Source organism: Arthrobacter sp. NPDC055585 (genome assembly GCF_053619115.1).
In genome coordinates this window covers 104,771-123,088 of the sequence record NZ_JBSHIT010000008.1, presented here as the reverse complement: position 1 = coordinate 123,088, position 18,318 = coordinate 104,771, and the positions used below count along the sequence as shown (strand labels likewise).

Here is an 18,318-nt window from a genome sequence, read left to right as displayed (position 1 = left end):
CCGCCATTGATCCGGGATGGAACATGTCTGCACTGATTGCGCCCGAGGGCCTGCCCCGCCCCGCTGTTTCCGAGACCGACGCCGTCCGGCTGGCCGGGGAGTTCTATGGTCTGTCGGTCTCCCGGGCGCGGGAACTGGGCAGCCAGCAGGACCGGAACTTCCTGCTCACCGCCGTAGACGGGACCCGGCGGCTGCTCAAGATCAGTAATCCGGCGTTCACCCGCACGGAAATCGAAGCGCAGAACGCCGCCATGGAGCGCCTCGCCGCAGCAGGATTCGCCACTCCGATGCCGCTGCCCTCGGTGGGCGGGAACCTGGTCGAGACCCCGGATCTGGATGGCCGGACACACTGCCTGCGGCTGCTCACGTTCGTGGAGGGAACCCCGGTCATTGACCGGCCGCATCTGGGTGCTCCACTGCGCGCCGCGCTGGGCGACTGGCTTGGGCGGACCAGCACCGCGTTCGCCGACCTGGAGCATCCGGGTCTGGAACGCTCCCTGCAGTGGGACCTGCGCGCCGGCGAAGACGTGGTGGCCGAACTGGTGCCGTTCGTCCGCGAAGACTGGAAGCGGGCTCTGCTGCTGCAGACGCTGGAACGCATCAGCACAGCCCTTGCTCCGTTGAAGGACCAGCTGCCGGTGCAGGCTGTGCATGGCGATATGACCGACGACAACGTGGTCTGCGAACCTGCCGCGGGCGGGAGCGTGCAGCTGACCGGCATCATCGACTTCAGCGACGCGATGTACAGCTGGCGGGTGGCAGAGCTGGCAGTCGGCTGCTCGGCCCTGGTTCACCACGATCCGGCGAACCCGCTCACCGTGCTGCCCATGATCCGGGCGTTCCACGCCCAGGCACCGCTGTCCGACGCCGAGGTGCGGGCGCTGTGGCCGCTGATCGTCCTGCGCGGGGCTGTACTGGCCGTCAGCGGTGAGCACCAGGTAACTATCGACGCCGGCAACGACTACGCCTCCGACGCCCTGGACCGGGAGTGGGCAATGTTCGAAGTTCCTGCCCGCTATGACTGGAACGCTGCCGAGGCTTCGATCCGCGCAGCCCTGGGGCTTCCGCTGGCAACTGCACCGGATGCCTCCGCCTGGCTGCCGCTGCTCCCGGAAGCCCAGACAGCGGTTCAGGTGGACCTTGGCTGGGACAGCGAGGACTTCCGCAACGGGTCCTGGCTGGACGGGGAAGCCGAGGAAAACCGGATCCTTGCCGAAGTCTCCCCCGCCGGTCCCGCAGTCACCCGGTTCGGCGAAGCCAGGCTCACCCGGGCCGCGCTGAGCACAGACGAACCGGTGAACGTGGCCCTCGCCGTCGAACTCCACTCCCCCGTGCCGCTGGCCGTCCATGCGCCGTTGGCCGGAACACTGACCACCGGCACGGACGGGATCGTCCGGCTGGACGGCGGGGACGCCGTCGTCGTGCTCGCTGGCCTGGAGCTGGAAACCGGCACCGGGCCGGTGGATGCCGGCGCCCGGCTGGGCTCAGCGCGCCGGTTGAGCGTCTGGATCCAGGTGCCCGGCGCCTATCCGGCGGCCGGTCTGCCGCCGCGCTTTGTGAAGGCCAGCGAGTTCCCCGGCTACGCGGCGGTGTTCCTGGATCCGGCGCCGCTGTTCGGCCTCACGGCGGCGGAGACCGGCGCGGACGACGCCCTGCTAGAGCGCCGGACCAGCGCCTACGACGCGCTGCAGGCGCACTACTATGACGCGCCGCCGCGGATTGAACGCGGCTGGAAAGAGCATTTGATCGACACCGCCGGCCGGCACTACCTGGACATGGTCAACAATGTGACCTCACTCGGACACGGGCACCCGCAGATTGCGGAGACGGCGGCCCGGCAGTGGAAGCGGCTGAACACGAATTCCCGGTTCCACTACGCGTCCGTCGCCGAGTTCTCCGAGCGGCTGCTGGACCGCGTGCCGGATTCCTTCGACACCGTCCTGCTGGTCAACAGCGGATCCGAGGCGGTTGAGCTGGCGCTGCGGCTGGCGAAGGCATTCACCGGGCGCGAGGACGTGCTGTGTGTGCACGAGTCCTACCACGGCTGGTCCCTGGGCGCCGATGCGGTGTCCACCTCCGTCTCGGACAACCCGCGCGCGCTGGACACACGGCCGGGCTGGGTGCATGTGGCGGACGCGCCGAACGCGTACCGCGGACGGCACCGGGGTGAGGGTGCCGGGTCTGCCTACGCCGCCGACGTCGCGCGCCAGCTGCAGCAGCTGCGCGACGCCGGCACCCCCGTTGGCGCATTCATCGCCGAGCCGCGCAACGGCAATGCCGGTGCCATCGGCACGCCGCCCGGTTACCTGGAGCAGGTATACGCCGCGGTGCGTGAGCAGGGTGGGGTGAACATCTGCGATGAGGTGCAGATGGGCTACGGCCGGCTGGGCAGGCACTTCTGGGGCTTCGAGGAGCACAGTGTGGTGCCGGACATCATCACGATGGCCAAGGCGATGGGCAACGGGCATCCGCTCGGGGCCGTGATCACCCGGAAGGAGATCGCTGCAGCGCTGGCTTCCGAGGGATCCTTCTTTTCCTCCGGAGGCGGCAGCACCCTCAGCAGCCGGATCGGGATCACAGTGCTGGACATCATCGAGAAAGAGCAGCTGCAGGAAAACGCCGACGCCGTGGGGCAGCTCCTTACCCAAGGGTTCCGGGGGTTGATGGACCGGCATCCGCTGATCGGCGCGGTGCACGGCATGGGCCTGTACCAGGGAGTGGAGTTTGTCCGGGACCGGGAGACGCTGGAACCGGCCGCCGAGGAGACCCGGGCGATCTGCGACCGGATGCGGGAGCTGGGTGTGATCGTGCTGCCCACCGGCGACCGGCAGAACATCCTCAAGATCAAACCGCCGCTGTGCTTCACCGAGGAAAGCGCCCGGTTCTTCCTGGCCGCCCTGGACCGGGTGCTGACCGAGGGCTGGTGAGCCGGGGCACTGGTCTGTCCGGGCGGGCGCTGGTCCGGGCCGGCGTTCGAACCGGCCGCGGGCGCCGGGATCGCTCCGGTTTGTGTCATTCGCTCCCCAGCGCCGCGGAGCGATTCAGACAAAGCTGAGCGAAATGCCCGGCCTGGCCAATTGGAACTGCAGTGGGTAATTCTATTGTTCGAAAAGCCTGCCGACCAGAGCTGAATTCGATATTTGTTTGAGTTATCCGCCGCCTACTATCCGCAGAACCTAAACCCGGGAAACGATTAGCCTGCCCCACTCACTTAAGGCAGGAGTCTCACCTTGAAATTCACCCCCCGCACTCCGCGCAGACTGTTCGGCGCCGTTGGAGCCGGAGCATTGCTGTGCACCCTTCTGGTCGCAGGCCCGGCGACCGCCGCCCCTCAGGTAGCCAAAGCATCAGGCGAAGGTACCTGCAAGCTCTTTGATAACCCCTCATTCAGCGGCTGGACCAGTTATGCGGAACTGGGCTCAGCCCTGGAGCGCATTGAGCGCACCAGCAAAGGAAAAGTCGAGGTCGACGTCGTTGGCCAGACCCAGCAGGGCCGTGACATCTACACGGCCCGGGTGGGCACCGGAGACCGCGTCCTGCTGGTCCAGAGCGCCATCCACGGCAACGAACGGACCGGTACGGAAGCCCTGCTGGGAATCCTGAAGAGACTGGGTTCCAGCAACGATCCGGCGACAAAGCGGGCGCTCGAGAATGTCACCTTGGTGGCAATGCCCATGGTCAATCCCGACGGCGGCGAACTGAACCGGCGTGCGAACGTCATTTCCTGGGACGACATCCAGGAGCGCCATCCGCAGCTGGAGGGCGCTCCGCGGGCCTGGTACCACAGCCTGCGCGGCGACGGCATCGAACTTCCCGGTTTCGACCTGAACCGCGACTTCAATGCTGACCTTGATTACGTTCCGCGGCCGGAAGACCTTCCGGGTGATCCGCGGGACGCGGGATTCTTCCTCTCCCCCGAGTCCCAGACCATCCGCGATGTCTACGTTGACCTGCGGGAAGAGTTCGGCGCAGTGGACGCAGTGGTGGACCTGCACCACATGGGACCGTGCAACGCACTGACCGGCGGGGAGCAGGACGGCAAGCAGATCTCCGTGGCTCTTGATTACCCGCCGCTGGGAGTCAACGACGGCGCGGCTTATCAGCAGCAGTGGCCGCTCCTGGATCAGGACAAGTCCCGCCGCTACGCCCTCGCCGTTGCTGACGGCATCCGGGACAGCTACGGATCACAGTCCCCGCTCGCCGCCGTCGGACGCTATTTCCATCCGGAAGACCGCGAGTACGCCGGCCAGGGCAGGTCTGCCTTTGCGCTCAACGGTTCCGCCACAGTGCTGTTCGAGGTCCGCGGACAGTCGGACGATTTCGGGCAGAAGATGAAGGGCATGCTGGTCCAGTCTGTTCAGACCGGTTTGGAGTCCCTGATCGATTCGATGGCCACCGGTGAAGTGGACACCCTCAATGGGGATGACTTCTTCGCCTACCCCGACTACGGCTGGGATACCTCGCAGGACTAATCCCACGGCCTGACCCGTTTCACATTCGCTCCGCTTTGTGCCAAATGCTCCGCTTTGCGGGAATGCATTTGGGACAAAGCGGAGCAAACGGACCATAAGCCGAAAAATGCAATGTTGTACGCTTGCCACTCATAAGGTCAACGTTGACCAGCCGCCGTCACCCCCAGGACGTTTAGCAGCTGGACTGTGAATATCCGGGAGGCGTTATGCGTACCAAAGTTCTGGCCGCTGCAGGAATCGCGGGACTGATGCTCAGCGGGTGTTCGCCGGCCGAACCCGCATCTGAGACCGGATCCCCAGCTAACGAGAGGAATCTGGGTTCCTTCTCCGGGTCCGTAAACTCCGGCACGGAGGCCGGTTTTGGGGCACACGGGGAGGCGGTGGCCGCATATCTGAGCTGCGCATCCGAGGGCGAGGTGCGCCTAAGTGTCCTCAACTCAAAGCCCGTCACGGTCATCTGCGGCACTAAGGAAAACCCTACGCGCACCGTCTTCGATGGTCTTGACGCCGGCGCCAAACTCACCGCCAATGTTGAACCGGTCGATGAGCCCGTGGTGGTTGAGCTGGTGTTCACGGACGCCATGTCCTAGCCGCGGCGCCATACTGGACGCATGCGTGCGACGACGGTCCTGGTCGAAGGTGAAAGCGACCGGCTGGCGCTCGAAACTCTCGCTGGGCGTTTCGGCCGGAATCTGAACTCCGGATCAGCCGCCGTCATCCCCATGGGCGGGGTCACCAACATCGCGCGGTTCCTCGCCAGATACGGGCCCGCCGGCGCCGGGAACCGGCTGCTCGGACTGTGCGACGAGGCGGAGGCCTGGTACGTCCGGCGGGCACTGGACCGCGCAGGGATCGGCTCCGGAGATCTTCCTGACCGTGGTTTCCAGGTCTGCCGGGCCGATCTGGAGGACGAGCTGATCCGGGCGCTCGGCACCGGCGTCGTCCTGGAAATCATCGCAGCCGAAGGTGAGCTGGGGTCCTTCCGGCTGCTGCAGCGCCAGCCGTCGCTGCGCCAGCTGCCGGCTGAGGAGCAGCTGCACCGTTTCCTGTCCGGGCGTGCGGGCAACAAGATCCGCTACGCGCCGCTGCTCGTCAGCGCTCTGCCGCCCGCTGACATTCCGGAACCGCTGGGCCGGTTGGTGGAGGCCCTCCCGGACCGCACCGGGTAACCCGGGCATGTTGGATAACGGTGAACGCGTCCCCGGACACCGGTGGACGGGCAGGTCACCGGAACCGCCGGGGTGTTCCAGCCGAGGCCAAAACTGGCTAGCGTTTCCTGCATTCGGTATTCGGTGCGGAACTTCGCACCTGCACGGAAAGGCCCCGGCATGAGCACGCAGCAGGAAATGGTCGAGAAGTACCTGGACGGCTTCCGCCGGAGTGACCACCCGGCGATCCTCGGCTGCCTGACTGACGACGTCGTGTGGCACATCCATGGTGCGCGCACGGCGCGGGGCAAGGCTGAATTCGATGACGAGATCGGTGATCCCGGCTTCGAAGGCAGCCCTGACCTGTGCGTGGACCGGATGGTGACTGAGGGGAACACTACGGTCATTGCGGGAAGCGGCCACGGCCAGCACCGCACCATCGGGTCCATCTTCTTCAACTACTGCGATGTCATCACGTTCCGTGACGGCCTGATCAGCCAGGTGGATTCCTACGTTGTCCCGGTCGCCTGAGCCTGGGCGGCACGGCAGCACAACAAACGGACGGCGGCCCCCAAAACGCGGGGACCGCCGTCGTGCAGCAGGAACCGGTTAGGAAACCGGAGCGAGCTCCGGGTAGTCCGTGTAGCCGGCAGCACCGTCGGTGTAGAAGGTGGTGTAGTCGCACTCGTTGAGCGGGTGGTCTTCCTGCCAGCGGCGGGCCAGATCCGGGTTGGCAAGGGCAGGACGGCCGACGACGACGGCGTCAGCCAGGTTCTCATCAAGCAGGGCGAGGGCGGACTCGCGGGTGGTCTCCACGCCGAAGCCGGTGTTCAGCAGCACCGGACCGGCGAATCGGCGGCGCAGTTCCTGGACCAGCTCGTCGGCCGGGTCCTTGTGCAGGATGCTGAGGTAGACCGGCTTCATTGGTGCGATGGCGTCCACCAGGGCGGTGTAGGTGGCCAGCACGTCGTCGCGGTCGGTTTCCAGGACGTCCTGGATGTTGTGCTCCGGGGAGATACGGATGCCGGTGTGCTCCGCGCCGATCGCCTCGGCCACGGCACGGAAGGTCTCGATGACCATCCGGGCACGGTTCTCGGGGGATCCGCCGTAGGAGTCGGTGCGGGTGTTGGAGACCGGCGAGAGGAATTCCTGCAGCAGGTACCCGTTGGCACCGTGCAGCTCCACGCCGTCGAACCCTGCCTTCATGGCGGCCTTGGCCGCGGAGACGAACTCCTGGGTCACGCCGGGAAGCTCGGCTTCGGTCAGGGCGTGCGGCACCGGGTAGGGCTTCTTGCCTTCGTACGTGTGTGCCTCACCGGAGAGCGCGATGGCGCTGGGGGCCACCGGCTGGCGGCCGCTGACGTTCTCATGCCCCACTCGGCCGGAGTGCATCAGCTGCGCGACGATGCGTCCGCCGGCTTCGTGCACGGCGTCGGTGACGCGCTTCCAGCCGGCAATGTGTTCCTCGGTGACCAGGCCGGGCATGCGGGTGTTGCCCTGGCCGGTGAAGGACGGGTAGATGCCTTCACTCACGATGAGTCCGAGGGAGGCGCGCTGGCGGTAGTAGTCCACCATGATGTCGGTGGGGACGCCGTCGAGGTTGGCGCGCATGCGGGTCAGCGGGGCCATGACAAGCCGGTTGGGCAGTTCCATGGTGCCGACGGTCAGCGGTGTAAACAGGTTCACTAGGACGGGTGCTTTCTCTCGATCGCATCAGGGCAGGGGTTGTCCCGACGTTCGTACACCCAGCGACAACCCGCACCCCGGCCGCGGATATTCCGTCAGCCCGCCAAGATCACACCGCCGCTGACCGGTCCTGCTCCGGGGCCCGCACAGCGGGCAGGGCGCTCGGGTCCGCCGGCAATGGACCCGGGGCAATAAAGAAGTTGTCCCGGAACAATCCGGACGGATCCCAGATTGCCTTCAGTGCCCGCAGCCGCTGCAGGTGACCGGGCGGGAAAGCGCGGGCGACGACGTCGGGCCCGGTATCCGTCTCGAAGCTGAGGTACATGCCATCCATCTGCGGAAGCATCTCGTGCCAGCGCTGCTGCACGTCCTCGGACCGCCCGCCCAGCAGGGAGATCAGGAAGTTCGCGTCCCGCCAGCCGAACGCCGTCGAGTCGGCCGGATAACTGCCCACCGCTCCCCCGGCCGAACGGACGCTGAGGAAGAACGGCCGGTCAGAGGCCAGGATTCCCGCCAGGCCGCGGGCGACGTCGGCATCCAGGTGGCGGACCAGTCCCGAATGGCTGGACGGCTCGCCCCTGCCGGACTGCCCTCCGCCTACCAGCGGCACCTCCATCAGGGCCGTGTAGGGCACCATTTGCACCAGCTGGTCGGCCAGCGGCGCCAGTCCGGCGAAGGGCTGCAGCTGCTCGAGCACGGTGTCCGGATCGCTGGAGTCCACCACGAACACCGCCTGGACAGCATTCGGCGTGCCGGCTCCGGCGAGTCCGACCATCAGTGATCCAGTAACAATGGGGTCGGCCGCTTCTAGGGTGGTCCCCCAGGCCTGCAGGAACGAGGCGGCGTCGTCGGGGGTGAACAGGAGCATCGCGAAACCCACCTGCTCAGCCACCGGGTGGGCCTCGAATTCGAAGGAGACGACGGCGCCGAAGTTCGCGCCTGCTCCGCGCACTGCCCAGAACAGGTCGCTGTTTTCGTCCTCGCTGGCGTGCACCAGGGCTCCGTCCGCGGTAACCACGTCCACGGCGCGCAGGTAATCGATGGTCAGTCCGCGTTCCCGGGCGAACCAGCCGAACCCGGCCGTTGTGGCCAGGCCTCCAACGCCGACTCCGCCGTAATCCCCGGAGGTGACCGCCAGACCGTGCGGGGCCAGCGCCTGCGCCACTTCGCCCCAGAGGGCCCCCGGCCCCGCCTGGACCCGGTTGCCGTCGCTGACGGTGATGGAGTTCAGCGCATCGAGGGCCAGCACGATTCCGCCGGTGTTCAGCGACCTGCCGGAGAGCCCGTGCCCGGCACTAAAGATGCCGAACGGAACTTCCCGGTGGCGGGCGGCGAAGCGCACCGCCTCCTGCACCTCGGCAGCGGATTCGGGGCGGACGACGGCGCCGGGCCGGGCGCCGCGGAAGTAGCTGGACGTGTAGCGGGTATACCCCGGATCGCCCGGCAGGAGAGTCCGGGCGGCCAGTGATTCCGGAATAGGCTCGCCGTCGAACGTCCGTACCCGGGTCTGTCCGGCGGAAACCGGCACCGCACCCGCGCCCGGCGCCGGAGCCGCAGTGCGGGTGCGGGCTGCACGCACCTGATCGACCCGGTTCCGGACCTGGGGCACGGTGCTTTCGGCAAACCGCCGCAGCTCCGCCGGATCATCCGAGGCGAGGATGAACACGCTCATGCCGTGCCCGGTTGCCAGTTCTGCAAGGTCTTCCGCGGAGGACTGCGGTGTCACGTTCAGCAGACGGGTGATCTCCCGCGGGTCCCGCCCCGCCTTGCGGGCGGATTCGTCGATGACCTGGTTGCCGCGGTCGACGTCGCCGGGTTTCATCCAGGGCAGGCTCGGCAGCCACCCGTCGCCCTTCCGGCCGATGATCCGCTGCATCCTGGGTTTATACGCCCCCAGCCAAATGGGGATGTCATGGGCTGGCGCCGGCCCCCGCATCGCGCCGTCCACCCGGTGGAACCGGCCGTCCACGCGCAAAAGATCCGGGTTCTCGGCGTCCCAGATTCCGCGGATGATGTCCAGCGCCTCCTCCAAGCCGGAGACTGCGTTCCCCACGGTCAGCTGCGGTGCTCCCATGGCTGCCATGGGTTCCAGATAGCCGCCAGCGCCGAGGCCAAGTTCCACGCGTCCGCCGCTAAGCCGGTCAAGGCTTGCCAGGGAGCGGGCCAGCACCGCGGGTTGCCGCAGCGGCAGGTTCAGTACGTTCCCCGAGACGTGAATGCGCGAGGTCCTGGCAGCGACCCAGGACAGCAGGGTCCAAGTGTCCAGGAACTGCGGCTGGTACGGGTGGTCCTGGAAGGTGACCAGGTCCAGTCCCAGCTCCTCGCTGAGCAGGGCGAGGTCAACCGGTACCTGTGGCGCGGACGCCAGCGGGGTGATGAAGCTGCCGAAGCGCAGCGGGTGCATGTAGTCAGCCATGACCTGAGCATCCGCCTGCCCTGAACCGTTGACAACCATGGCATAAGCGACTTACTTTTCGTAAGTGCCTTCAAAAAGCAGGCCCGTCCCGCCGTTCCGCATCGATGATGAGGAATGCATGCGGCTCACCAGCGTCATGGAGATTGTTGGCCGGCGCTGGGTGGGCGGCATCCTGCTGGCCCTGGGCACGGGCGCCGAGCGGTTTACCGAAATCCAGAACAGGGTCCAGGGATTGTCGGCCCGGATGCTCACCCTCCGCCTCCGGGAACTGGAGGGCTATGGGCTCGTGGAACGCGTCGTCGAACCCACCGTGCCGGTCAGCATCCGCTATCACCTCACGGGCCGCGGCATCGATCTACTGCGGGCCCTGCAGCCAATCGGCCAGTACTCGCGCCGCTGGGAAGAGACTCCCGGCGAGGAAACGGCAGCTTCCTAAACGCCGAACGCACCGGAGACGAAGACACCGCGCGACGGCGGCGCCCCGGCCTGTGATCGCCCCGCCCGCGGGCGCCCCGACTACGTCTGAATCACGCGACCCCGGCCACCCGGGGACAGCGCCCGCCGGAGGTTGCGGACGAGCTCATCCCGGTTTTGCCCGTCAACCGACTGGTTCCACACCATCGTCCCGGGAGCGGTGCGCCAGGATTCGCTGAGGGGGCTGTTGTCCACGGTGTCGAAGCCAAGGTCGTCATAGAGGCGGGTCACCAGCTCGACGGCTTCGGGGTAGTCACTGGAGACGCTCAGGGCCTTGCGGTCCGGAGCCCCGGCGGGACGGGCCATACGGAACAGGCCCGGCAGGTTGTCGCTGGGAACCCGGATCGGCGAGCGCGCGTGGTGCTGGATATGGCTGAATGCCTTCGCCACCTTCGATGCGGGAAGCTGCTCCTGCCGCAGTTCGTGGACGGTCTTGAGCCCGGCGTCGATTTCCGGATAGTTGCCGTCGCGCCAGATCATGTAGTTGTTGGTGTCCAGCACGATCTTCCCAGCCAGTTCCTCCACGGGAAGCTCGTCGTCCGGGCGGTACGGAAACGCCGTGACCGCGAAATCTGCCGCTGCTGCCGCGTCCGCCGCCCGGGCAGCGCGGGCGCCCCGGCCCAGGGAGCTGATGAGTCCCCGCAGCGTGTCCGGGTTTTTCGAATTCGCGAGAACGATCTCGTAACCGGCTGCGATGGCGGCCCGCGCAATTGTGCTGCCTGCCTGTCCTGCGCCGAGAATGCCGATGGTGCTCATGGTGCCTGAACCTGCTTCCGTACGTGTTGCCGGCAGCGTTCCTGCCGGTGCTTCACACGCTATGGACGCTGCCTCCTCACAGCCAGACCCCCGCTGAACCGGGGGACCGGAAGGACCCTGCCTAGAAAGCCATGCTCGCGGCGAGTGCGCTGTTGGGGCTGGGCCCCTTGTCGGTCTCCAGGATGTACTGGACGGGAATCGGACCGGTGGCCGCCACTCCCTTGAGGACCCGCTCGTTGCGGCTCATGCCGGGCTCCAGCCCCTGGAAGCGCACCGCCTGAGAGAAGACCTGGACAGCCAGGGGTCCAATCGCATCTTGTTCGCACCAGATGACGTACATGCCATAGAGGTCTGCGACCGGAAGCATATCCGTATCATCGAGGTTCCGGACTATGCACTCGGCCAGAAACCTGGCCACCTGCTCATGTTCGTTCCGCATAAAATTCTCAACTCTGACAGTCATGGGGTACTGCCCTTGGGGGGTCATCCAGTGCAGGACGACGGCGAATCTACAATGTAGACCTTCTCTGTAGACTGCCTGCTAAGCAACCTTACGGCTAGGGTTCCTAAGTAGCTCGTACGGCAGAGATTGGAAGAAACCATGTCCCCGGCAACCCAGCTTCCCGGCCAGCGAGGACCGGGAAGGCCCCGCCTAACCCGTGATCTGGTCCTTCGAACAGGCCTCGATCTGCTGGACGCGGAAGGCCTGGAAGCCCTGAGCATGCGCCGGCTCGCCCAGACCTTGAACTGCGACCCTATGGCGCTCTACCGCTACGCCGCCAACCGCGCGGAATTGCTGGACGGCATCACCGAACTCGTCCTGAATGAAGTGGCGATCAACCGGCATGGGCAGGATTGGGAGGCGCAGCTCCGGCGGGCCGCGCACGACTTTCGCCTCACCGCCCTCCGCCACCCCAATGCCGTGCCCCTGCTGGTCACCCGCCCCCTCTCAACTCCACTGGGGCTGCGCCCTCTTGGCATGCTGCGCCCCGTGGAGCATATTCTGGGGCTGCTGATCCAGGCCGGGTTCACATCCAGGGACGCCCTGCATGCCTACCGGACCTACTACGGCTTCCTGTACGGCCACATCCTCAACGAGCTGCAGGAACTGATCGTGGACCCTGAGGAAGACGAAGCGCTCCTGCGCCTGGGGCTGTACCGCCTGCCTGCTCGGGAGTTCCCCACCCTCCGCGGCCTGGCACCGGACTTGGTGGCTTACGACGGCGCCGCCGAGCTCGACGAGGGTTTGGACATCCTGCTATCCGGCCTGGCCCAGAAGCTCGACGCCGCCGATCCGCACCCGGATTCCGGCAGACGGCGGGTGCGCCGGTGAACGGAGGTACAAAGGCGCTCAGCCTGCGCATCGCGGCCATACGGTACCGCTTCGCCGAATCCCTGTTCCTCTTTCCTGCCCTGCTCATGCTGGCCGGAATCCTTCTGGCACTGGCTGCGACCGCCCTGGACGGTGCGCTGGGCCATGATGCCCGGATTCCCCTCACGCTGGCGATGAGCAGCAATGCCGCGACCTGGCTGCTGGCAACGGTCGCCGGTGCCATGATCACCACGGTAGGCGTCGTGTTTTCACTGACGGTAGTGAGTCTGCAGCTGGCCAGCGGGCAGTTCTCCCCGCGCGTGATGCGCTCCTTTATCCGCGACCGGCTCAGCCAGGGAGTCATCGGGCTGCTGGTGGGCACGTTCTTCTACTGCATCCTTATCCTGCCCAGCCTGAGCGGGGACGCGGACGCTGCTGCACCCCGGATCTCCCTGACCCTCGCCGTCGTCCTGACCCTGGTGACCGTGGTTGGAATCATTGCCCACCTTGACCATTTGTCGCGCGGACTGCAGGTTGGCAACCTTGCTCGGGCCATCGCGGCGGAAGGACTGCGTGTGGCCGAGGGGCTCGACAGGATTCCCCGCGGACTGCGGACTGCGGACCCCCGGGATTTCCAGCCGCCCCCTGAGGCCGCGGTAATTCCCTGTACGGCCAGCGGATGGGTCAGCCAGGTGGATGTTGCCCGCCTGCTGGATTCAGTTCCCGCGGGCACCACGGTGCGGATGGAAACCCGGATCGGCGCTTACGTCCACGCCGATGAGGTCCTGCTTACGGTTTGGCCGTCCCCGGGAAAGGCCACCCTGGAAAAGCTGGCCGGAGCCATCGAGGTGGCGGACTCCCGCACCATGCTGCAGGACGTCGATTTTGCTATTCGCCAGCTGGTGGACGTTGGACTTCGCGCCCTGAGCTCCGCGATCAACGACCCCACAACTGCTGTTGAAATCACCCTCCGCCTGGGCAGCCTGCTGCGCGGCGTGCTCACCGCTCCGCTCGCCCCCGAAGCACTGCGGGACGACGCCGGCCGGGTCATAGTCCAGCCGTGGAACCTGGACCATGAGGAATATGTGGACCATGCCTTCGACCAGCTGCGGCAAAACTGCCTGGACCAGCCCGAGGTGGCGGCTGCCCTGCTCCGCGTTCTGCGGATGCTCGCCCGGCATGTCACGGAACAGGGCCACCCGGAACGCGCGCATGCCCTTCACCGCCAGATACAGCTGCTGCTCGAAGCACTGAGGAACCATCCCGGGCTGCATCCGGAGGACCTTCGGCACCTCGAGTCCCTCTCCTCGGATGACACCGATCCGGCCGATCACAGCAGACCGCAGCCCCCGCCAGGCCAGTAACAAACCGTTCGTTTTTCCTAAAGCACCTTTGACGGCTACTTCCCGCTGAAGACCGGGAACTTCCCCGACTTGCCGTAGTCGGTCACCCTCATGCCGTGCAGGGTCTCCATGTCTGTGTCGGAGATGACGAAGTCCACCTGCGCGTTGCTGCGCATGTGCTCGGGATTGGTGGTTTTGGGGAGCGGTACGGTTCCCAGCTGCAGGGCGTACCGGATGCACAGCTGCGGCACGGAGACCGAGTAGCGCTCCGCCATAACGCCCACCGCCTCGTTCCCCAGGATCTCCCCGTGGGCGATGGGTGAATATGCCTCTACGAGCATGTTGTTCTCTGTACAGAAGTCGAGCAGTTCCGTGGGCGTGTTTCCCACGTGCAGCAGGATCTGGTTCACCTGTGGAGCAACGGTGCACACGGAGAAGATGTTCTCAAGGTCCGCCTGCTCGAAGTTGGAGACGCCGATGGAACGTAGCTTCCCGGCCTCGTGTGCTTCCTCCAATGCCCGCCAGGATTCCCGGTTGCCCTCCGCGTAGGAGCCGCCGCGCCAGTCATTCCAGGGCTGCGGGCTGTGGATCATCATGAGATCCAGGTACTCCAGGCCCATGAGTGTCAGCGATCCGTCAATGGCGGACACCGCGCCGTCGTAATCCTTGATTTCTGCGGCCAGCTTGCTGGAGACATACAGCTCATCCCGCGGCACGCCGCTGGAGCGCACGCCCTCGCCGACGCCGCGTTCGTTGCCGTAGGCCTGTGCCGTGTCGATGTTCCGGTAGCCGATGCCGATGGCGTCCTGCACCGCCTGCGCAGCGACGCCGTCGTCAATGAACCAGGTCCCGAATCCCAGCTTGGGAATGGGGAGGCCGTTGGCCAGTGAGTAGGTTTCGTTCAGGATCATGGTCCGGCTCCTCTGGAGTGGCGGATACTGCTTCCTCCGCTATGGTCCCGCTCTTCCCCCACCGGCGATAGGTCCAGCGGATTCCTGAACCTATGCCCCTAGAACCGGCGCTCGGCCACGTCCACCCGGGTGGCGGCGTCGAGAGCGGCCTTGACCTCCTGCACCGGAGTCGGTCCGGGAGGGGTGTCCATCAGCTGCTCATCGGAGACTGTGGGGTCCGAGAAATAGATCCGGCCGTAGGCCGGGGTTTCGGGCTCGAACCGCCAGCTCTCGGCCAGCGGACCGGCGTCGACCGTGTCAAAGCCAAGCCGGCCAATAGCCGCTGCTGCCTCGGCCTTGGCGGCGTCGTCATCTCCGGCGATCGGCAGTGCGGAGCGGTCCGCCGCGCCTTCGGGCCGGGCGAGGGCCGGGATGTGCGCGGCCATGATGTTGTTGAAGACCTTGACGTATTGGCCGGTGCCCAGCTGGTCCCGGATCATTTCGCTGCTGGTGACGGCGCTGGTCACCAGTTCTTCGATGCGTCCGTCCCGGAACGGGTAATAGTTGCTGGTATCCAGCACCAGCTTGCCGGCCAGCAGCCCGTCGGGAAGATCCGGCACTGCCTTGAGCGGAATGGAAAGCACGACGGCGTCACCCAGGTTCGCTGCCTCCTCCACCGTTCCGGCCTTGGCCAGCGGGCCCAGCTCCTGGATCAGGTCCTGCAGCGATTCCGTCCCGCGGGAGTTTGCAATGACCACGTTCAGGTCCGCCGCAACAGCCAGCCGTGCCACGGCCGATCCGATGTTCCCGCTTCCGATGATTCCCAGTGTCGCCATGCCTGCATCCCTTCGGTGGTGGTTGTGGTGAGTGCAAGCAACAGCCGGCGCGGGGAAATTCCCGGCCGTCAGGCCTTTCTCAGGCGGCAGGTGCAGGAACGGCGGCGAGTTCGAGCAGCTCCGCCGCAGTCAGCCGGGCGCCGAACGCGGGCCCGCCGGGCTGCAGGAACGCGGTTCCGGCCAGGGAGTCCACGGGAACCGGGTCGTAGCCGAGGCGCTCGACGATGCCCGCGACAAGGGCCACGGCATCTGCGTCGTTTCCGGCTACCGCTAATCCCAGCCGCTCCGGGTCACCGGCAGGGCGGCGGTCCGGTTCCAGATGGTGATAACCGGTGTGATTGAAGGTCTTGACGACGGCGGCGCCCGGGAACATTTCCTGCACCACCTCCGACGACGGCCGGTCCCCCGCAGCGAAGGCAGGGATCTCGCCGTCGACCGGCGGCCAGTAGTTCAGGGTGTCGATGACCACGCGGCCCTCCAGCAGGGCTGGGTCGATGGTGTGCAGCCGGTGCAGCGGCAGGGCCAGCACCACCAGGTCTGCGCCGGCGACGGCGTCATGCGTCCACTTTGGCTGTGCGCCCGGGGTGACGAAGTCGATCATCAGCGAGAGCCGGTCCGGATCTCCGGAGGCGGAGATGGAAACCCGGTAGCCGGCGTCGAGCAGTGAACGGGCGACGGCGGTGCCGGCCTTTCCGGCGCCGATCACGGCAATGTGGAGGTCTCCGGCAGCGGTCGGGTCAATCTGGGAGGGGACAGTCTGCGGAGTGCTGGGCGGCGTGGTGCTCATGTCCGGGACAACGCGTCCATGGCTGCCCCCATTCCCGCGGGCTTCCCGGGTCCCCGGCCCTAGTCCGCTTTTGATCCCCGATGCAGGTCCGGGTCCAGTGAGTGGGCAGCGGCGAGCCGCGCCAGCAGATCTCCGAGCTGCGTGGACTGGCTCGTGGTGAGCGGAGCCATGAGCTCGGCCTCATGCTGTTCTGCAATCTTCCGCAGTGACATCAGGGTTTTCTCGCCTTCTGCCGTCAGACGGAGCTCGTAATTCCGCCGGTCGCTGCTGCTGCGCACGCGTTCAACCAGTCCCCGCCCCTCTAGGGAGTCGATGAGGGGAACCAGGCGGCTCGGCACTGAGCCGAGCCGGTCGGCCAGTGACCGCTGGCTCAATCCGGGACTGCGGCCCAGTATCCGGAGCACGCCGGCGTCGCTTGGGCTCAGTCCCAGTTCACGGGTGCGCTCGGCGAAACGTGCTGACGCGAGCGCCCCAAGTTGGGACAGTAGAAATGCTGTCCGCTGCGGCTGTGAGGAAGAGTCCATACCCCCAAGAATACGCCATTGACAGAATCATTCACTAGGGGAACCATTCAGGGTATGACGTAACTTTGGAAAGGATTACGGTCATGACTGAGCACTCACGAGCCCGTACTTCCGGACCCACCCACGACGGCGGCCCGCACCCCGGCATCCTGGCGGCCGCGAGCCTCGGGCTGACCGTCGGCAGCCTGTTGATAGGCCTCATCCTCGCGGGCGGGCAGGGCTTTCCTTCTCCGTTCGCTCCCGCTGGGCAGGTCGAGGCGTACTTGGCGGAGAATCCGGATGCTGTCCGGTTCTCGAGCCTGCTTCAATTCGGTTCAGCCGTACCCTTGGGGATCTTCGCTGCCACCGTCTATGCCCGGCAGCTGCGCATGGGGGTCAGGGTCCCCAGGCCGGCGATTAGTTACTACGGCGGCATCACCGCCTCTGCCTTCCTCATGCTGTCCGCCATATTCGTGTGGGTCCTTGGCCGCCCTGAAGTCACTACCAACCAGCCACTGACCCGGGCCCTGGCATTCCTTGCATTCCTTGCCGGCGGAGTCGCTTATGTTGTGGTCCTTGGACTGCTCGTAGCCGGAATTGCCGTTCCAGCCCTGATACTGGGCTTCGTCCCCCGCTGGCTGGCGTGGAGCGGCCTGGTCATCGCCGCCCTGTGCGAACTTAGCTTCTTCTCCCTGGTCATCGAACCGCTTGCGTTCCTCCTGCCCATCGGACGATTCAGCGGACTCCTCTGGCTTGTCGCCGTCGGATTCATGCTGCCGCCGTCCCGGAAGGCAGTGCACGGTCGGAAATGACGGCGCTGGCCCGCCAGCGTCAACGCAGTGTTCGCGGGCGCACGGCGGTCCGGAGGGACTGTTGTGCGCCCACATCAGCATCTCAGCCCGCGGTTCCCAGCTGGTCAAGGATCTCCGACGCCCAGCGGGCGGCTTCCTCCAGTTCTCCGTCCAGGAGTGGGCCTTCGTAGCCGTGGACGTGGAACGTGCGCGGCTTGATGTCAGTGTCGAAGCCCAGCGAGCGCAGTTCGTGACGGGCTGCCTTGGCAGCTGAGCCGGGCAGGCGCGGTTTGTCCACGCGGGTATCGAACGCTGCGGCTGGGATCGGTGTCCCGGGCGGTGCCAACCGGTCCAGCCATTCCCGGATGCCGCCGTCGGGTTCGTGCGGTGCGCCGTGGGATTTCACCGCATCGGCACGCGTCCTCGGCCGGGACATTGAAAAGGCGTGGGTGGGCCCGCCCACCACAAGAAGGTCGAACCCATCTGCCGTGGCGGGTGCCGCGGCGGCGTCGGACACCTCAACCTCTGCGCCGGCGGCGAGCCGGTCCGCGACCGCGCGGGCAACCTTTTCGGTGTTGCCCCACAGGGATTCATAGACGACGAGTGCACGCATTGGAACTCCTGGGAGGGCGGAAGAAAACACGGTGGGTGCAACAGTGTAGGACCGGTCACCGAACTCCGTCAGCCGAATGCCGAAAGACTCCCGGACCCGTGCCGCATCAGCCTTGCGGCAGGCCTTTACACCGTCTGGAGCCAGGTTCATCATTGGCCCCATGAACACCGGCTCAGAGACGCTCACCGTGGCTCTGGAAGACGTAGGCGGCACGTCCTGGTGGGCGGGCATTCTCACTATCCTTGCCTCCCAGTACGGAAGCACCCAGCGGCGGTTCGTCGGCCAGGTCGG

The 18,318-nt window shown here is 66.3% G+C and carries 18 protein-coding genes; 9 read left to right on the top strand and 9 right to left on the bottom strand.

The genetic code is table 11. From position 1 onward, the window contains the following. Positions 1–23: 23 nt before the first annotated feature. The 5 genes from ACWGQ2_RS14300 (at position 24) to ACWGQ2_RS14280 (ending at position 6,151) form a co-directional block, all read left to right on the top strand. Positions 24–2,927, top strand: coding sequence for an aminotransferase (locus ACWGQ2_RS14300; RefSeq protein ID WP_452018381.1), 2,904 nt, complete (start codon positions 24–26; stop codon positions 2,925–2,927). Between the two features lie 303 nt (positions 2,928–3,230). Beyond that, the gene (locus ACWGQ2_RS14295; protein ID WP_452018379.1) at positions 3,231–4,472 is read left to right on the top strand and encodes a M14 family zinc carboxypeptidase; all 1,242 of its coding nucleotides are present in this window, start codon (positions 3,231–3,233) and stop codon (positions 4,470–4,472) included. Between the two features lie 206 nt (positions 4,473–4,678). Further along, on the top strand, positions 4,679–5,062 hold the full coding sequence (locus ACWGQ2_RS14290; protein ID WP_452018377.1) for a hypothetical protein: 384 nt from the start codon (positions 4,679–4,681) through the stop codon (positions 5,060–5,062). A 21-nt stretch (positions 5,063–5,083) separates the two neighbouring features. Next, positions 5,084–5,641 carry a TOPRIM nucleotidyl transferase/hydrolase domain-containing protein gene (locus ACWGQ2_RS14285; RefSeq protein ID WP_452018375.1) on the top strand — a complete coding sequence of 186 codons (558 nt, stop codon included), beginning with the start codon at positions 5,084–5,086 and terminating at the stop codon, positions 5,639–5,641. 159 nt (positions 5,642–5,800) lie between these two features. Further along, positions 5,801–6,151: a nuclear transport factor 2 family protein gene (locus ACWGQ2_RS14280; RefSeq protein WP_452018373.1), complete on the top strand. Its 351-nt coding sequence runs from the start codon at positions 5,801–5,803 to the stop codon at positions 6,149–6,151. 78 nt (positions 6,152–6,229) lie between these two features. Here the strand turns inward: ACWGQ2_RS14280 and ACWGQ2_RS14275 are convergent, their stop codons facing one another. Next, complete coding sequence (locus ACWGQ2_RS14275) at positions 6,230–7,306, bottom strand: alkene reductase (protein WP_452018371.1); 1,077 nt, start codon at positions 7,304–7,306, stop codon at positions 6,230–6,232. A 109-nt stretch (positions 7,307–7,415) separates the two neighbouring features. Continuing rightward, positions 7,416–9,722, bottom strand: a complete 2,307-nt coding sequence (locus tag ACWGQ2_RS14270) for an LLM class flavin-dependent oxidoreductase (RefSeq protein WP_452018369.1) — start codon at positions 9,720–9,722, stop codon at positions 7,416–7,418. Positions 9,723–9,786: 64 nt separating this feature from the next. Here ACWGQ2_RS14270 and ACWGQ2_RS14265 point away from each other — a divergent pair, with 64 nt between their 5' ends. Then, a complete protein-coding gene (locus ACWGQ2_RS14265; RefSeq protein ID WP_452018367.1) occupies positions 9,787–10,158 on the top strand; it encodes a winged helix-turn-helix transcriptional regulator in 372 nt (123 codons plus the stop codon). An 80-nt stretch (positions 10,159–10,238) separates the two neighbouring features. Here the strand turns inward: ACWGQ2_RS14265 and ACWGQ2_RS14260 are convergent, their stop codons facing one another. Both ACWGQ2_RS14260 and ACWGQ2_RS14255 read right to left on the bottom strand, forming a co-directional pair. Beyond that, on the bottom strand, positions 10,239–10,952 hold the full coding sequence (locus ACWGQ2_RS14260; protein WP_452018365.1) for an NADPH-dependent F420 reductase: 714 nt from the start codon (positions 10,950–10,952) through the stop codon (positions 10,239–10,241). A 121-nt stretch (positions 10,953–11,073) separates the two neighbouring features. Then, the gene (locus ACWGQ2_RS14255; RefSeq protein ID WP_452018363.1) at positions 11,074–11,415 is read right to left on the bottom strand and encodes a hypothetical protein; all 342 of its coding nucleotides are present in this window, start codon (positions 11,413–11,415) and stop codon (positions 11,074–11,076) included. 138 nt (positions 11,416–11,553) lie between these two features. On the opposite strand from ACWGQ2_RS14255, the gene ACWGQ2_RS14250 reads away from it, so the two are divergent. Both ACWGQ2_RS14250 and ACWGQ2_RS14245 read left to right on the top strand, forming a co-directional pair. Further along, positions 11,554–12,285, top strand: a complete 732-nt coding sequence (locus tag ACWGQ2_RS14250; RefSeq protein WP_452018361.1) for a TetR/AcrR family transcriptional regulator C-terminal domain-containing protein — start codon at positions 11,554–11,556, stop codon at positions 12,283–12,285. Further along, positions 12,282–13,628: a DUF2254 domain-containing protein gene (locus ACWGQ2_RS14245; protein ID WP_452018359.1), complete on the top strand. Its 1,347-nt coding sequence runs from the start codon at positions 12,282–12,284 to the stop codon at positions 13,626–13,628. Before ACWGQ2_RS14250 ends, ACWGQ2_RS14245 begins: the two co-directional genes overlap by 4 nt. A gap of 35 nt (positions 13,629–13,663) precedes the next feature. On the opposite strand, the gene ACWGQ2_RS14240 is transcribed toward ACWGQ2_RS14245, so the two are convergent. The 4 genes from ACWGQ2_RS14240 to ACWGQ2_RS14225 form a co-directional block, all read right to left on the bottom strand. After that, positions 13,664–14,518 carry an aldo/keto reductase gene (locus ACWGQ2_RS14240; RefSeq protein WP_452018357.1) on the bottom strand — a complete coding sequence of 285 codons (855 nt, stop codon included), beginning with the start codon at positions 14,516–14,518 and terminating at the stop codon, positions 13,664–13,666. Between the two features lie 98 nt (positions 14,519–14,616). Further along, a complete protein-coding gene (locus ACWGQ2_RS14235) occupies positions 14,617–15,405 on the bottom strand; it encodes an NADPH-dependent F420 reductase (RefSeq protein ID WP_452018537.1) in 789 nt (262 codons plus the stop codon). Positions 15,406–15,412: 7 nt separating this feature from the next. After that, complete coding sequence (locus ACWGQ2_RS14230) at positions 15,413–16,120, bottom strand: NADPH-dependent F420 reductase (protein ID WP_452018356.1); 708 nt, start codon at positions 16,118–16,120, stop codon at positions 15,413–15,415. A gap of 59 nt (positions 16,121–16,179) precedes the next feature. Further along, on the bottom strand, positions 16,180–16,644 hold the full coding sequence (locus ACWGQ2_RS14225; protein WP_452018354.1) for a MarR family winged helix-turn-helix transcriptional regulator: 465 nt from the start codon (positions 16,642–16,644) through the stop codon (positions 16,180–16,182). A gap of 83 nt (positions 16,645–16,727) precedes the next feature. Between ACWGQ2_RS14225 and ACWGQ2_RS14220 the strand changes: the two genes are divergently transcribed. Further along, a complete protein-coding gene (locus ACWGQ2_RS14220) occupies positions 16,728–17,435 on the top strand; it encodes a hypothetical protein (RefSeq protein ID WP_452018352.1) in 708 nt (235 codons plus the stop codon). Positions 17,436–17,517: 82 nt separating this feature from the next. Here ACWGQ2_RS14220 and ACWGQ2_RS14215 read toward each other — a convergent pair whose 3' ends face one another. Continuing rightward, complete coding sequence (locus ACWGQ2_RS14215) at positions 17,518–18,258, bottom strand: flavodoxin family protein (protein WP_452018350.1); 741 nt, start codon at positions 18,256–18,258, stop codon at positions 17,518–17,520. Positions 18,259–18,318: the final 60 nt, after the last annotated feature.

Excerpts from the sequence above, each read along its gene's own strand:
- ACWGQ2_RS14300 (WP_452018381.1), top strand. The coding sequence starts at position 24 with ATGTCTGCACTGATTGCGCCCGAGGGCCTGCCCCGCCCCGCTGTTTCC.
- ACWGQ2_RS14290 (WP_452018377.1), top strand. The coding sequence starts at position 4,679 with ATGCGTACCAAAGTTCTGGCCGCTGCAGGAATCGCGGGACTGATGCTC.
- ACWGQ2_RS14285 (WP_452018375.1), top strand. The coding sequence starts at position 5,084 with ATGCGTGCGACGACGGTCCTGGTCGAAGGTGAAAGCGACCGGCTGGCG.
- ACWGQ2_RS14280 (WP_452018373.1), top strand. The coding sequence starts at position 5,801 with ATGAGCACGCAGCAGGAAATGGTCGAGAAGTACCTGGACGGCTTCCGC.
- ACWGQ2_RS14270 (WP_452018369.1), bottom strand. The coding sequence starts at position 9,722 with ATGGCTGACTACATGCACCCGCTGCGCTTCGGCAGCTTCATCACCCCG.
- ACWGQ2_RS14260 (WP_452018365.1), bottom strand. The coding sequence starts at position 10,952 with ATGAGCACCATCGGCATTCTCGGCGCAGGACAGGCAGGCAGCACAATT.
- ACWGQ2_RS14255 (WP_452018363.1), bottom strand. The coding sequence starts at position 11,415 with ATGACTGTCAGAGTTGAGAATTTTATGCGGAACGAACATGAGCAGGTG.
- ACWGQ2_RS14250 (WP_452018361.1), top strand. The coding sequence starts at position 11,554 with ATGTCCCCGGCAACCCAGCTTCCCGGCCAGCGAGGACCGGGAAGGCCC.
- ACWGQ2_RS14240 (WP_452018357.1), bottom strand. The coding sequence starts at position 14,518 with ATGATCCTGAACGAAACCTACTCACTGGCCAACGGCCTCCCCATTCCC.
- ACWGQ2_RS14230 (WP_452018356.1), bottom strand. The coding sequence starts at position 16,120 with ATGAGCACCACGCCGCCCAGCACTCCGCAGACTGTCCCCTCCCAGATT.
- ACWGQ2_RS14225 (WP_452018354.1), bottom strand. The coding sequence starts at position 16,644 with ATGGACTCTTCCTCACAGCCGCAGCGGACAGCATTTCTACTGTCCCAA.
- ACWGQ2_RS14220 (WP_452018352.1), top strand. The coding sequence starts at position 16,728 with ATGACTGAGCACTCACGAGCCCGTACTTCCGGACCCACCCACGACGGC.
- ACWGQ2_RS14215 (WP_452018350.1), bottom strand. The coding sequence starts at position 18,258 with ATGCCCGCCCACCAGGACGTGCCGCCTACGTCTTCCAGAGCCACGGTG.